General features: G+C 53.8%; 11 protein-coding genes. 1 reads left to right on the top strand and 10 read right to left on the bottom strand.

What is annotated here, in order from left to right:
- The first annotated feature begins 38 nt into the window (after positions 1–38).
- Entirely contained in the window at positions 39–1,328 is a 1,290-nt protein-coding gene (locus FE788_RS10270; RefSeq protein WP_138380555.1) for a purine-cytosine permease family protein, read from the top strand.
- Here the strand turns inward: FE788_RS10270 and FE788_RS10265 are convergent.
- The 10 genes from FE788_RS10265 to modA form a co-directional block, all read right to left on the bottom strand.
- Entirely contained in the window at positions 1,297–3,984 is a 2,688-nt protein-coding gene (locus tag FE788_RS10265; RefSeq protein ID WP_138380554.1) for a winged helix-turn-helix domain-containing protein, read from the bottom strand. The genes FE788_RS10270 and FE788_RS10265 overlap by 32 nt on opposite strands.
- A gap of 263 nt (positions 3,985–4,247) precedes the next feature.
- Positions 4,248–5,429, bottom strand: coding sequence for a hypothetical protein (locus tag FE788_RS10260; RefSeq protein ID WP_138380553.1), 1,182 nt, complete (start codon positions 5,427–5,429; stop codon positions 4,248–4,250).
- An 8-nt stretch (positions 5,430–5,437) separates the two neighbouring features.
- The gene (locus FE788_RS10255; RefSeq protein WP_138380552.1) at positions 5,438–6,154 is read right to left on the bottom strand and encodes a C39 family peptidase; all 717 of its coding nucleotides are present in this window, start codon (positions 6,152–6,154) and stop codon (positions 5,438–5,440) included.
- Positions 6,155–6,416: 262 nt separating this feature from the next.
- Positions 6,417–6,878, bottom strand: coding sequence for a hypothetical protein (locus FE788_RS10250; protein ID WP_138380551.1), 462 nt, complete (start codon positions 6,876–6,878; stop codon positions 6,417–6,419).
- 122 nt (positions 6,879–7,000) lie between these two features.
- Positions 7,001–8,023: a hypothetical protein gene (locus FE788_RS10245; protein ID WP_138380550.1), complete on the bottom strand. Its 1,023-nt coding sequence runs from the start codon at positions 8,021–8,023 to the stop codon at positions 7,001–7,003.
- 582 nt (positions 8,024–8,605) lie between these two features.
- The gene (locus tag FE788_RS10240; RefSeq protein ID WP_138380549.1) at positions 8,606–9,913 is read right to left on the bottom strand and encodes a transporter; all 1,308 of its coding nucleotides are present in this window, start codon (positions 9,911–9,913) and stop codon (positions 8,606–8,608) included.
- Positions 9,906–11,381 (bottom strand): sigma-54 dependent transcriptional regulator, encoded by a 1,476-nt coding sequence (locus tag FE788_RS10235; RefSeq protein WP_138380548.1) that lies wholly within the window; start codon positions 11,379–11,381, stop codon positions 9,906–9,908. Before FE788_RS10235 ends, FE788_RS10240 begins: the two co-directional genes overlap by 8 nt.
- A gap of 358 nt (positions 11,382–11,739) precedes the next feature.
- On the bottom strand, positions 11,740–12,810 hold the full coding sequence (gene modC, locus FE788_RS10230; RefSeq protein WP_138380547.1) for a molybdenum ABC transporter ATP-binding protein: 1,071 nt from the start codon (positions 12,808–12,810) through the stop codon (positions 11,740–11,742).
- Positions 12,807–13,487: a molybdate ABC transporter permease subunit gene (gene modB, locus FE788_RS10225; protein ID WP_138380546.1), complete on the bottom strand. Its 681-nt coding sequence runs from the start codon at positions 13,485–13,487 to the stop codon at positions 12,807–12,809. Before modB ends, modC begins: the two co-directional genes overlap by 4 nt.
- Positions 13,487–14,266, bottom strand: a complete 780-nt coding sequence (gene modA, locus FE788_RS10220; protein ID WP_138381361.1) for a molybdate ABC transporter substrate-binding protein — start codon at positions 14,264–14,266, stop codon at positions 13,487–13,489. Before modA ends, modB begins: the two co-directional genes overlap by 1 nt.
- Between the last annotated feature and the right edge of the window lie 77 nt (positions 14,267–14,343).

The following is a 14,343-nucleotide window of genomic DNA, read 5'->3' as shown; positions in this document are numbered from 1 at the left end:
AGGCCCGGCGTCTTGTGCGGCGCCGGGCATGAAAGTCCATGACAGACAGTTTTTCCGCCGACAGCAACTATACCCACAGCCGGGTTCCCGAAAATCAGACGGTGCAGGGCTGGCACATTGCCCTGGTTTTGACGGGGATCACCATCACCTTGCCCGCTTTTCTGGTGGGGGCGGAAATCATGACGGCGCTGGGCACTGTCAACGGCATGATCGCGATTTTCATTGGGGGCAGTATTCTGGGCGCTCTGGGCGTGATCAATATGTCACTGGCGGCGCGCCTGAGGATGAGCACTTACCAGATTCTCGCTTTTGCTTTTGGCGACCTGGGCAGCCGGATGGTCAGTGGTTTTATTGCGTTTACATTGCTGGGGTGGTTTGGGGTGACAGCCTCCCTGTTTGGCAGGGCTCTGGCCCCCGCGATTAAGGAGATTTTTGATCTGTCACTGTCTCCTGCTGTCCTCAGTCTGGCAGGCAGTGCCTTGATGACGGTAATCACCATCTTTGGCTTTCGGGCCATGGATCTGCTGAGCCGCCTGACGGTGCCTTTTATGTTATTTATCCTGGGACTTGGTCTGTACAATGTGTTGTCAGCGGCTGGTGAAATGCCGATGATGGCGCTGGATGGGCGGCCTTCGGCGCAGATTTCCGGTCTCGGGGCCGGGATTTCTTTGATGGTCGGCTCCTTCATGGTGGGACTCACGGTGGTACCGGATGTGGCGCGTTTTCTGCGCCGCCGGCGGGACGCCGTGCCGGCTTCGCTGCTCAGTTATGTGCTGGCGGCGCCGCTTATTCTGATCGGGGCGGGATTGCCGGCCCTGATCTCCGGGGACAGTGACCTGATCACCCTGATGTATAAGAGCGGTCTTGGCCTGCCGGCACTGTTTGTGATGGTGTTTGCCACCCTCACCACCAATATCAGCAATCTGTATTCCTCATCGCTAGGGATGGCCCAGTTGTTTCCGCGGGCCGCATCCTGGAAAATTACGGTTGGTGCCGGGGCTATCGGCGGCCTTATGGCGGTAGCGGGTATCATGGAGCATCTGGTGTCTTTTCTGGTGTTTCTCAGTGTGGCGGTTCCCCCCATTGCCGGGATCTATGTGACGGACTTTATGATGAACGCTGCCCCCCACAAGAAAACACCGCTCCCTGGCATTTCCCTTCGGGCCATGCTGGTCTGGGTACTGGCGGTGGGACTGGCTTATGCTGGCTCTCTCACTGGCCTGTCACCCACCGGCATTGCTGCCTGCGATTCCGTGATAGTGGCCGTTCTCGCCTATGTGGTCGGACATAAATGGTTTAAAGCAAAGATTGCCGGCGCGCTTCATTGACCGCCTGAAGGCGGTTTTGAGCCCGGAGCTTGCCATAGAGGTTTTTCAGGTGGAACCGGACCGTATTCTCCGAAACGCCCAACTGGCGGGCAATCACCTTGTCGGGATGCCCTTCCGCCAGAAGTACGAGCACCTGTTTTTCCCGTTTGCTCAGGGATATTGAGATATCGGAGATCTCCTGAGGTTCCAGAAGATCCAAAAGATAGGCAGCATGATCTTTTTCCTGTGCGTCGGAGTGTGCAATATAGGCCGTAAGAAGATCCCGAACCAAAACCGCTTCGTCCAGAAATACCCGGACAAGCCGGTGAGTGCGCAATGTGGCAAACAGCGCCCGGCATTGTTCAAAAGCTTTTGCCATCGCCCCGGTTTTGTACAATGCCACAGCCAGAAAAATGTCAAATTTCAGGGCGGCATAAGGATAACCGCAGCGATGAAACCTGTCCCGGAAAGCCGGGAGTTCACGCAATACGTCATCATAGCGTTCTTCGCTCAGCAACAACCGGCCGATGGCCTGAACCACGTGGCAGGTTTCCCGAATGGAGGTATTGCTTTGTGTATAATCTTCGAGCGACAATCCTGCCTTTTGTAGCGTCCTGCGGGCTTTGGCGGGGTTCCCGGCCAGGGTCAGAAGATGAACTTTCTGGCTGATTACCAGCCTGTTTAACAGAGTGAGACGCTCCCTTTGGATATAATCCTGAGCCTGGTCCAGAAGGGTGAGAGCCGGTTCCAGGCCTTCTTTCAGGAAGGTGATATTAGCGGCAGTAATATACCCGGCGGCATATATTTCGTACCAGGCTTCGTGTTTCTCCAGCCGGCGCACCACATCAGTTAGCAGGCGGTGGCTGGCGGGGATGTCATTCTGTTCATACAGGCATTCAGCCATCAGGATATTGGCGATCAGTTTCATTTCCGGATCGTCAATAAAGTGACGCCGGGCCATATCCTGGGCTCTGTGATAATGAGTCATGGCCTGGTCCGGTTGGCCGGCGGCCATGGCGGCGACGCCGAGATGAAAATAAATATAAGCTTCCCCAAAAATGGATTTAACCTGACGGAACAGGGCAATGGCTTTGCGTCCGGTTTTTTCCACTTCGGCGAAATGTCCTTTTTGCAGATGCTGAACGCACAGAAAGGTATGCGCGAATCCAAGCTGGGCCTGATCATCCTGTTGGATGTGGCCCGTGGGTTCCATGAGGATCCGGCAGATCTGATCGTCCAGCGGCATGCCTTCATAAACCGCCAGTGTGGCCGCAATCAGCGCCAGATCATAATCCAGCTGCGGGTCATGCAACCGTTCGAATTCCGCCGCAGCCCGAACATGATGATAGATATCGCGACCGACATTGATCTGCCCGCTCTTCAGGTAAATCAGCGCCCGGACCAGTTGCAGGCGGGGGCGGCTGTTGACCACATGATCGGGCAGGAGTTCATGGGCCCGGCGCAGGCGGGTCATTCCTTCCCGATTCCAGAGCAGAATTCCCCCGGCACGTTCCAGAATGCGTCCTGCCCTTTGCGCATCATGTGCGGCAAGAGCGTGGCGCATGGCACGGATCAGATGGCCTTGCGCCACCTCAAAATCGGCCATGCGGGTGTGAAGCTCATGTTTGCGTTCTGCGTGATAAACCGACAATTTCGCCATCAGGAAATCCCGCAGCAGAGGATGCAGGCGAAAACTGGGGTCTTCCGTCTCCAGTGGCACAATAAAGGTTTCCTGTTCGCCGAGTTCGTCAAGAAAACGGGCGCTGTCCTGGCGGTTGCGGATATAATCGGCCGTTTTGGCGTCGATTCTGTCCAGAATGGAAACGTCCAGCAGGAAGTCCCGGGTTTCTTCCTCCAGCCCGCTGAAAAATTGTTCGGAAAAATAGTCGTCTGTCATTTCACTGCTGTGACAGAATTTTTCCATTACGGCCTCATAGTCGCGGTTCTGATGCAGGGTATGGCGCAGAACCTGAAGTGCCACGGGCCAGCCCTCGCTGCGTTCGGTGATACGCTGCAAATGCTGGCGTGAAAATCCTTTCGGCAGAAATTCCTGAATTTCGAAAAGGGTAAATTTCAGATCCCTGGCGTCAATTTCATTGAGCTGCCCCTGAAGCCGGAGATGATTCAGCGACAATGCAGGGTGTCCCCGGCACAGCACCACCAGATGCAAATTTTCCGGCATATAGGCGATAAAGGGATCAATCAGTTCCCGGCAGATGCGCGACGACAGTTTTTCAAAATCGTCGAGTATAAGCACGGCCCGGCGGGATGAGGCAGTGAGCATGGAACAGATCAGGCCGATTACTTGCCGGGGGGATTGAGATATATTGAAACCATCGGGGGCTAAGGCATCCAATTCCTCTGAAAATCCCCCTGTATGGAAGGCGTAGGCAAGATAGGTTACAAAAATTCCGAACTCATTGTCATCGTTATCCAGTGTGAGCCAGGGCACCAGAATCTCCCGCTCCTGCAGTTCCTTGCGCCAGGAGGCCGCTAGGGTGCTTTTGCCGTATCCGGCAGGAGCTGAAATGACAGTTATTTTCCGCTCCAGTCCTTCGCTTAGACGCCGCAGCAGCTCCTTGCGCGGCAAAAGGGAGATCAGTTGTTTTTGCGGCAACAGTTTGGAACGTAATAACCATCTGGGAAAACGGGAGTGTTGGGCGTTTGAAGAACTCATGAAACACGATGCCTGTTTTTCGCTGCTCACTTATTCCGAAGATACGTTACGGATCATGGATTTCCCGGGAAGTATAACCCGGGAAGTATAACCCGGGAAGTATAACCCGGGAAGTATAACAATGTGAGTTGCCCAGTAACACAAGAATATCACCTGAATGCGTTCGGGGCATAAAACAGGGCCACAAATGGGGCATAAAACAGGAAGGGGGGCCGGTAGACGACCTCCTTCCTTTAAATCTGTCCAGCGCAATGAGAGAAGAGTTAATGGCGCAGGCTGAACAGGCTGATATGACGGGCGAGGTGGGTCAGGCTGTTTTGCAGTTTGGAGAATTTCTGAATCTGGGAGAAATTCTGCAAAGTAATGTTGTAGGTGATGGTCTGACGGATTGACATGCCGTTTTGCGTATTTGTCAAAACGGTAGTATGTCCCTGACCATTCTGGTGAATAATTTCCGTGGTGGGCACGGGGGCGTGCGGGACCGGGGACTCCTGTTCCTGGGATGCCGTGGGGGCTGGTACGGCGGCGGCTGCTGTTACGGCCGGAGAAGGCGTAGTTGCAGGTTGCGGCGGGGTAACTTCCGATGACATCGGGACAGGGGATGTTGGGGATTGTTCGGACTGAGCGGCTGCCGACGCGTGTACGGGCGTCGTGGTCGGACCGGAAGATGTATTCTGTACCGTCACTTTTATCCCTGTTTCCTCTGCCGCAGGCGGTGCAGAAGAAGTCGGGGACGAAGCTGCGACAGGTGCCTGAGCCGCCCCAGATGATGGCGCTACTCCAGATGATGGTGCCGACGATAATGTCAGAACCGGAGAGCCTCCCTGATCTGGTGAGGATGTATTGGCCGCAACGGATGGGGCGGTGGCCTGTTCGGAGGCGGACATATTGTTATCATAACTGTTGCTTTCCTCCACGGCCAGATTGAGGGCTGCAACTGTTGCGGCGGCCGCGGAAACAACTTTAACCTTTTCCTGCTGGGCGTCCGCAACGGTTTCACTAACGGCTGCTTTGATGTTTTGGGAAAGGTCCTGAGCCAGCGTTTTGACATCGCTGCCCAGATGAACCAGGCCATCCGGGGACGTATAGGAATAAGAGGTGGAGACTTCCACAAAGCCGTCTATGGTTGTTGTGACCGTGACCCCCACATCAATGTCAAAACCACCGGCGGAAAACCCGCCGCGTTGTCTGGCCAAATCATCATCTTCTAGGGGAGCAAGGTCTGCAAAAAGCTCTTGGGGGCTCCCTCCGGCAGCTTGGGCGGCTTCAAGCCAGATCAACCCATCTTCCTGAACACGGGGTAGGGAACCGGTTGAGAAAGCCAGAAGAGAGATGGACAGCAGAAGCCTGCGCGCTATTTTTTTCGGCAAGCTTGAGGTGGGAGCATGGATAGCGTCGCCGGGTATGACGGGACAGGTAACGCATGATGCGGTTTTCTGAGGCATGGTTACACCTAGAAGCTGTTAAGTGTTCCTGTTAAATGCACGGAAAAGCCGGCCAGGCTATGACGGCTCAGTGCGCTGCCAAAGGGGGCTTGGGCGCGGACTTTCCAATCCTTTTCCATGTTGAAATGGGTCTGGCCTTGCCGGATGTTGCTGCGTAAGACAAAAATGATACCGTTCCAGTTCTGGATAAATTCTTCCCGGTCCATGATGCGCACCCCTAGCGCCGGATCACCGACCAGAATTTCATTCTTGGAAATCCCCTTAATGATGACAAAATGTTTGTAGCCATCGGTGTTAATCAACACAATGGCGGGAATGCCGGCTTTTTCCAGCCGGTTAATGTCCACCCGAAAGCCGTCGGAATTAAAGCCAATGCTGGCCAGATATTTTTTCATATCCAGAAGAGAAAACCCGAATTTCTGGATGCGTTCCTGATCGCCTTTTTCAAACATGGTCTTGAAAACGTCAATCTCGGAAACCGGATGGTTATAGTGAAATGTGAGCAGAGACGCTAGAGCGGCTGATCCGCAGCTAAAGTCAAACTGCTGTTTGATAACGGTCTTGAAACGGGCTTCCTTGAGGCTGACAACTTTTATTTTGGCCGGTCCGCCAAGATGTGTAGGTAGATAAACCGTTCCCGCCTGGGCGCTTGCGGAAACTAGAGCAAAGATAAAGCCGGTGCAAAATGCGAGCAGAGTTTTGCCAGCTATGATTTTATCAGACATGGTTTTCTTGTACAACGCGGGCATGGGGTGTCTCGTATTCCGTTTAAGTTTTGTTGTCTTCGTTGTCTTCCTTCGCAGGAATAAGCTCTTGAGTTTGCCGGGCGTCATGTTTGGAAGCTTTCTTGTTGAAGCTTTCTCGGGGAAAGCATTATCCGGCGCCCCATTGATATCTTACCCATTGATATCTTACCCGTTCTGGCGGAATCATGTCGGGCGTCAGGAGGTACGGCTTCAGTCAATTCCGCCATTTCCACCTGTTATTTTATTTCACGAAGATATTGATCAGCATGTTACTCTGAAAATTCACATTGTTTCCGGTGTTGAACATCAGGGAGTTAATACCGCCCACATCATTCAGGTTCAGATCCTTGATCTGTCCGGTGGTTACCGTGCCGTCGACGCTATTACCGAGTAACGCGGCATTGTTGGTGGCGAGATTAACCCCGACATCCCCCAGATTGATTTCAGTCCCGCCATTATGTTGTGACATCTCGGCGGCAGACAGGGTTGTCCAGCCCGCAAAATTCTCGTCAAAACTACCGTCAGGGAGAACTTCAGTTTCTGAAGAAAGGACAGAAGATGCCATCTGTGATGGGGGCAAAGAGAGTGAATGTTTCGAGCTATCCTGAGCATATCCCGTCTGGGCAAGACCGCCGGTCATAAAGCCGAATATGACGCACAAGGCCGTGACCCTGCGTAAGTCAACCGTAAGCAAGTCAGGCATGTACAACATTTTCCTTGTCCCTTATCAGGTTGTTACCGGGAAGTGGGACATGCCAGCGGAATAAAACCGCTGACATGTTAGTATTGGATGAGTGCGGCAGTCTTTTAAGTGCCAGACAACGCTTAGTTGGTTGTTCCGCCACCACCAGCCATGTCCACCTTGGCGCTGATGGAAATGTTGTTGGTCTGGGACGCAATACCAGTGTTCTGGTTGATTTGCGTGATGCCGCGGGCATTGGAGATGCTGGTATCCCGGATATCCCCGGTGGTAACCGTCACCCGGCCCCGCCGTGCGGTGTCATAGACAAAATAGTTACCGGAGACTGAGCTTGACAGGGATGACAGGTTTACGGCCACGTCGCCCATGGTCAGGTCAAGATCGAAACCATCATCATCGCTGTTGTCGGTATAGCTTTTATCAATCATACCGTCATTGTCGATCCAGTCATCGTCGCTATTATCATCGGTGACTTCGGTGTAGCTTTTGTCGATGGTGCCGTCATTGTCGAGCCAGTCATCATCGCTATTGTCGTCGCTGTTGCCGATATTGACCGGGGCATCCACATCTATGCCGTCGTCATCGCTGTTGTCGTCGGTATTGCCGATATTAACCGGCGCATCCACATCGACGCCATCGTCATCGCTGTTGTCGTCACTGGAATAGCTGTTGTCGATGGTGCCGTCATTATCGTAACCGTCGTCATCACTATTGTCGTCGCTATTGCCGATATTGACCGGGGCATCCACGTCTATGCCGTCGTCATCGCTATTGTCGTCGGTGACTTCGGTATAGCTGTTGTCGATGGTACCGTCATTATCGTAACCGTCGTCATCGCTATTGTCGTCGGTGGTGGAATAGTCATTGGCAACATTATCCAGCGCAAGATCCAGATCCAGCCCGTCAGAGTCTGAGGTGTTCCCCCCATCCCCGGCCTGCGATCCGTCATCGGATGCATTGCTGCCGGCGGTCTGACCACCCGCGTTGGATGCGTTACCGCCCGCGGCCACATTTTCCCCGCCTGTTGTTGAGGCCTGGGAAGATTCATCGGCGTCGGCGTTCTGTTCCGGCTGGGCATATGTAATATTGGCCAAGCCTATGATACAGGCAATGGCAGAGACGCTGCCCAATAGTTTTAGTCTGTTCATATCGTCCTCCACTTCAATGGTGAATGAAATCTGGCTCGGCAGTAAATACGGAGCCCTCTTGCTCGTGACAGGACTGTCGTGCCCATCGCCTTCTCTGTTGCAATGAGCGTGCCATAGCGGATTATTTTGTTTATCTTATTGAATATAAAAGAAGAAAAAGATTTTTTCTGAAGGTTGAAGATGGGGGAGGAAGTCAGAGGAAGATTATGGTTAGCAAACTGTATACGTACGGCGACTTTTCAGGGAATAGACGCAGAATCCTGACACGGAGAATGATGTCAGGCGAGCGGGAAAAGGAAGAATGAGAACTATTGTCTGAGAACAACTTTGTAGCCCCATGATATCTATGAAATTTTTATAATATCTGTACTTTAGGGTAATATTATATAAATATAGTTTCTGCGGTTTTGCTGGCTAAAACTGTAACCTTTCGGTTACAATTCTTATTCTTGGCCTCCTCAGGAAATATGGAAAGAAAAATTTTGCGGGTACAGACAAAAAGTTCCCGGCCAGAAGGCCGGGACTTAGGGTGAATTGTGCATAGGTTGGCTCAATTCACTTTAGAAGGGTGGTTAATATTTTTCATTCAAACAGCATGACGGAGAAGGGCATTCTGAGTGTGAATTCCACATCCGGGGAATCATCTGTCACGCCCACGGCCACATTCATGCTGAGCCCTGTGCGTTCCCCGAGGCCCAGCGCCAGCCCGAACAGCAGTGACCCCACCTGAAAATCACGGGATTGGGTAAAACGGCCATTGATTTCCGTCTCGGTACCAAAAATATAGTTATGCTGATAACCGAAGCTCATGGACAGGGTTTCATTCAAGGCAAAACCAATGCCGAAATTCCCGGTCACGGCATCCCCGGGGTCGACATGGCTGATAAAGATATCTTCGTTCTGAAAATTGACGTCCCGCCCAATATTCCAGATATATCCGAAATTGGTGAAGAACACCGCCGGATCCGTCTGATAAATCATGGTCAGGCTGGGCTCCACGCTCCAGAAACCGGACCCGGTGGCCAATTCGGTTTCCAGCCCGTCTTCGTCCCGGTCCACCTCGAACGGCCCTTCACCGGTCCTGGATTTGGCGCGGATATTGGCAACAAAATAGGGCCAGTTTTCCTGGCCGTCATTCAGCTGATACTGGATTCCGAATTCGATATCGCCCAATCCCTCTCCGCTCAGATCCTGCAAGGTGGTGGAGCTGCCGTCATTATCGTTTTGTTCGCTGACTATGGTGGATTCCACTCGGTCATCCCGGTAGATGAAAGGAACCTTTGTCGAAACCTCCATCCGGTTGGTCAGGCCGTAACGGAACCCCAATTGTCCGGAAATATAATTGCGGCGGGTTTCCGTGGCTTCAATCACGCCGATCAGGACGGAATCCACAAATTCAACGCCTTGAAAGAAAAATCTGTTGCTTGAGGTATGAGAGGCCGTCAGGGTGGGTTCAATGGTCAGCTGTCCTTTGGGGGTGAGTACCCCGCCCACATCGGCAATTACGGTGATCTCCTGTTGGGGGCGCTGTTCCTCGCTGGGGCGGGTGGCGGCATCTTCCGGGACAGAGGTTTCCGGCGCAGAGGCTGTCTGCACAGCTTTGGTCCGTATCAGCCGTGCCGGCGGGGGAGAGGCGATCGTCCCCGACGGGTAAGGGGCCGCGTTTGTTTCCTGGCCGGTGAGGCGGTCGAGCCGTTGTTTCTGGATGGCAATCTCTAGGCGCTGGCGTTCCAGTTCACGCGCCTGCCGGTCGATTTGCTGGGCCTGTGTTTCGAGGATTTTGAGCAGGGTTTCGAGATCCGGCGTGGAGGTTTCCTGAGCCGTCACATTCTGGGTTAAGCTGCCCGCCATCAGGCCGGACAGAAATAACAGGGACTTATAATCAGACATTGGTGTGCTCCCCTTTCATTTTTGTAAAGTCAAGTCCAAGGCGTTTGATAAGACGATAAAGGGCGGCTCGCGAAATGCTCAGGTCCTCTGCGGCTTTGGAGACATTAAAGCAGTTGCGGATAAGGGTGGTGCGGATAAAGCGGCGATCAAAATCCGCCCGGGCCTGGGTTAGGGGAATGCTGGTTTCACGGGCTTCTCTCAAGGAAAAATGCAAGGCCAGGTCTTCCGGGTGAATGAGCCGTCCCCGGGTCAGAATGGTGGCGCGACGCACGGCACTGATCAATTCCCGGACATTACCGGGCCAGGGATATTTATTCATGAGTTCGTAACTGGCCTGTGAAAACATCAGCCGGGGTTTGCCATACCGGGTTTTAAACTTTTCAAGATATGTCTCGGCGAGCAGACGGATGTCCTCCTCGCGCTTGCGCAGCGCGGGTAGAATGATGGAAATAACATTCAGGCGATAATAAAGATCTTTGCGGAACCGGCCGTTTTGAATGGCTTCCTGCAGATTGACATTGGTGGCGGCAATAATGCGGGTATTGATGTTATGACTCTTCAAACCACCGACCCGCTCAAAAGTGGAGTTTTGCAGGAAACGCAAAAAACGGGTTTGCAGGTCGGCGGGCATGTCCCCAATTTCGTCCAGAAAAAGTGTGCCATTATCCGCCAGTTCCACTTTGCCCGTTTTGCGGCGCAACGCCCCCGTAAAGGCGCCGATTTCATGCCCGAAAAGTTCCGATTCAATCAGCGAAACGGGAAGAGCCGCACAATTAATGGCGACAAATTCCCCCTCCCGAAAAGGGGAATGATCGTGAATGGTCCGGGCGACGAGCTCCTTGCCAGTGCCGCTCTCGCCGGTGATCAGAATCGGGGTATTGACCTGACTCACCCGGTTAATGGTGTGATAGACACGTTTCATGACCTCGGAGACGCCAAGCAGATGACCGAAACCGTTGCGGTTGTGAAGTGAGGGCGGACAGGTGTTTTTCTCCAGCGAGACCAGCCCCTGGATATGGCCCAGACAATAAAGCAGTCTTGTCCGGTCTACCGGCAAGGTATGAAAGTCATAGATCAAGCCCTGACGGATCAGGTTCCCTAATTTACTCTGTTTTGATAAATTGCGCGAGGTGAGCGCGATCAGGCGCAAATGCGGCCAGCGGGCCATAAGCTGGGCAAGCTGTTGTTCGGAACAGGGGAAGGCGTCTCCATTGGAATGGGTGTCAATGAGGACTGCAATACAAGTGTTTTGGTCCAGGTGACGGCACATATCCTGGAATTTGCTAAAGACGGCCACAAGGTAGTTGTGCTGGTCAAACCAGGAGGCAAGATTTTTTAAATCCTTCTCGCCCCGCGCGGAAAAAAGGACAAGCCGGTTTGGCAGCGATGTTTCCCTGTCGCTGTTCTCTTTTGTGTGTGTATGTTCTGCCGTTTCTGGATTGCTGTGCGTAAACTCCAGATACATCATCCCGTTGCCCCCTCGTGAGTGGTGACGGATAGAAAAGTATAGAAAAGTAGAGATGCCCTCTTTTTAGAGTGAATTGTGATCAAATTGCCTCAATTCACCCCAACGCGCTAACTGATACTAGAAATGGAACTCTGGAAACTTCGGGACGCTACTCGCAAGATTCGGTGGTATACAAAACTGTGTGTGGAAGGGCCGGACGGCCGCAGTCATTGCCGTAGTCATTACGGCTATTTGTATGATTTTATATTAGAATATATTATATATATTCAGATTTTTTTCAATGAATATTGTATGACAATTGCAAGAATCTGGAAGATCGTCCTGTTCTTGACGAAACATAATTTCCCGGAGACGGGTCTTACCGGAGCAAGGCAAGTGCCTTGATCTGGGCATATACAGACAGTCCCGGCTCCAGCCCCAGTGCTGCACAGGAATATTCCGTCAGGTGAGCCAGCAGGGGCTGGTCGTCGATCATCAGGCGGATGAGTCTCTGCCCGTCCCCGCGGGCAGGGCTGATGGCGACGATCCTGGCCGGTAATACGTTCAGGATGCTGGTGCGTCCCGGGGGGTCCAGGCATAAACTGACATCCCGTGCATAGACCCTGAGGCGGAGACCTTGCCCTTCCTTCGCCTCCACACGGGGCAGCCGAATTTCATGGCGACCTAAAGCCACCAGGGTCAGATGGTGGGCATTCCGAGGGGTAATGACGCGGCCCTGCAATACGCTAAAGGCGTCTTCCTGTTGGGCTAGCGGCGCCTCCAGCGCCGTGAGGATATCGTTCAGCGGACCCTGTGCCGAAATACGTCCTCTTTCCATCACCAGAAGATGGTCGGCCAGTCGCGCCAGTTCCTCGGCCGCATGACTGACATACAATACCGGGATGGACAGAATGTCGTGCAGCCGTTCCAGATAAGGCAGAATGTCCGCCTTGCTGCTCATGTCGAGTGCGGCCAGAGGTTCATCCATCAGCAGCAGCCGAGGGCCGCTGAGCAGGGCCCGGGCCAAGGCCACCCGCTGACGCTCTCCGCCGGACAGGGTATGGGGGGGGCGGCCCAAAAACGGCTCCAGGCCCAACAGCCTGATCACCTCATTGCGATTGAGGTTGCGGCGGGCGGGGTGAGCGCGTTTTAAGGCATAGTCCAGATTGCCCTGTACGCTGAGATGGGGAAACAGACTGGCTTCCTGGAACACATATCCCACTGCCCTCTGATGCGGGGGCAGGCATTGCTTCGGGGATTGCCAGAGCTGGCCGTTGACGCTGATCTGGCCCTGAGCGTTTGTCTCAAGTCCGGCCAGGGCGCGCAGAAGGGTGGTTTTCCCTGCTCCGGACACGCCATACAGCGCGGTGATGCCGTGGCCGGGGGCAGAAAAATTTACGTTCAGTCGAAAAGTGCCGCGGGTGAGGGTGAGGGACACATCAAGGCTCATTGCGGCATCACTCCAAAACGGCGGTTTAGCGCATAAAGACCGAGCAGCAGTGTAAAAGACAACGCCAGAAGCCCTGCGGACAGCCAGTGCGCATGGGTATATTCAAGGGCTTCTACATGATCATAAATGGCGATGGACAGTACCTGGGTCTTGCCCGGAATATTGCCGCCGATCATCAGTACCACGCCGAATTCGCCCAAAGTGTGCGCAAAGCCCAACACGGCGGCGGTGAGATAACCGGGGCGGGCTAACGGCAGGGCAACACTGAAAAACCGATCCACAGGCCCTGCGCCCAACGTTGCCGCAACCTCCAAAGGGCGTTGCCCCATGGCGGTAAAGGCGTGCTGCAAGGGCTGGACCACAAAGGGCAGGGAATAAAACACCGAACCAATGACAAGACCGCTGAAAGTAAAACTGAGGGCGTGAATGCCTATGAGATCAAACACCGCCGCCAGGGGGCCTTGCGGACCCAGGGCAATCAGCAGATAAAACCCCAACACGGTGGGGGGCAGAACAAGAGGCAGGGCAATGACCGCTTCGATCAGAAATTTATGGCGCCAGCGACTGTGCGCCAGCCACCAGGCCAGCGGTGTTCCCAGCAATAACAGGATCAAGGTGGTCAGGCCGGCCAGTTTCAGGGTCAGCCCCAGCGCAGTGAGGTCTTCGGCAGATAACATCAGTCTGTCTCCTTCCCCGGCTTGTTCAGGGGCCGCGCCTGTCTGTCGTAACCATACGCCCGAATAATTTCTTGTGCACTTTCCCCTTTGATAAAGGCAAAGAAGTCCCGAGCCGCGGGCCTGTCATTGAGCAGGACGGCCTGTTGGTCGATGGGCATATGAAGATGTTCGGGCACCAGCCAATATGACCCTGAAAGGGGCAGTGTGAGTGTGACGATCTGGGCATAGGCTACAAATCCCAGTTCAGCTGCTCCGGTTTTGACAAACTGAAACGCCTGTCCGATATTTTCCCCGCGGATAAGACGGGGCATGAGTTTGTTCCAGAGCCCCATACGCATTAGCGTCTCCTTAGCGGCCCGACCGTAGGGGGCGAGTTTGGGATTAGCCAGGGCCAGATGGGCAAACTTTCCCTTGGCAAGGATGTCTCCCCGATCATCCACAAAACCGGGGGTCGCACTCCAGAGCGCCAAGCGGCCGCGGGCATAGGTAAATCGCGATCCAGGCACGGTGAGGCCGTGTTCTTCAAGCTTTTGGGGCCGCGTGCTGTCGGCGGCGAAAAAAGCGTCAAACGGTGCGCCGTTCAGGATCTGGGCGTAATGTTTGCCGGTGGAGCCGAATGCCAGAACCACCTTGTGCCCCGACCGTTCCTCATAGGTTTTTGCAATATCCCGCATGGCGGCAGCAAAATTGGAAGCAACGGCCACGGTAATCTCTTCGGTTCGGGCATGTGTTCCACTTCCCCACAGCATGAGACAGGCCCACAGCATGAGACAGGTCATTATCCCCAGGGCCATTCTGAACATCCTGTTGGATAATCTTCTGGATAAGTTGCTGGAATATTCAGGGATGACCGAAT

Origin of the sequence: Luteithermobacter gelatinilyticus (assembly GCF_005849285.1) — a bacterium.
In the GTDB taxonomy this organism is placed as follows: domain Bacteria; phylum Pseudomonadota; class Alphaproteobacteria; order Sphingomonadales; family Emcibacteraceae; genus Luteithermobacter; species Luteithermobacter gelatinilyticus.
This window is presented reverse-complemented; position numbering and strand designations above follow the sequence as displayed.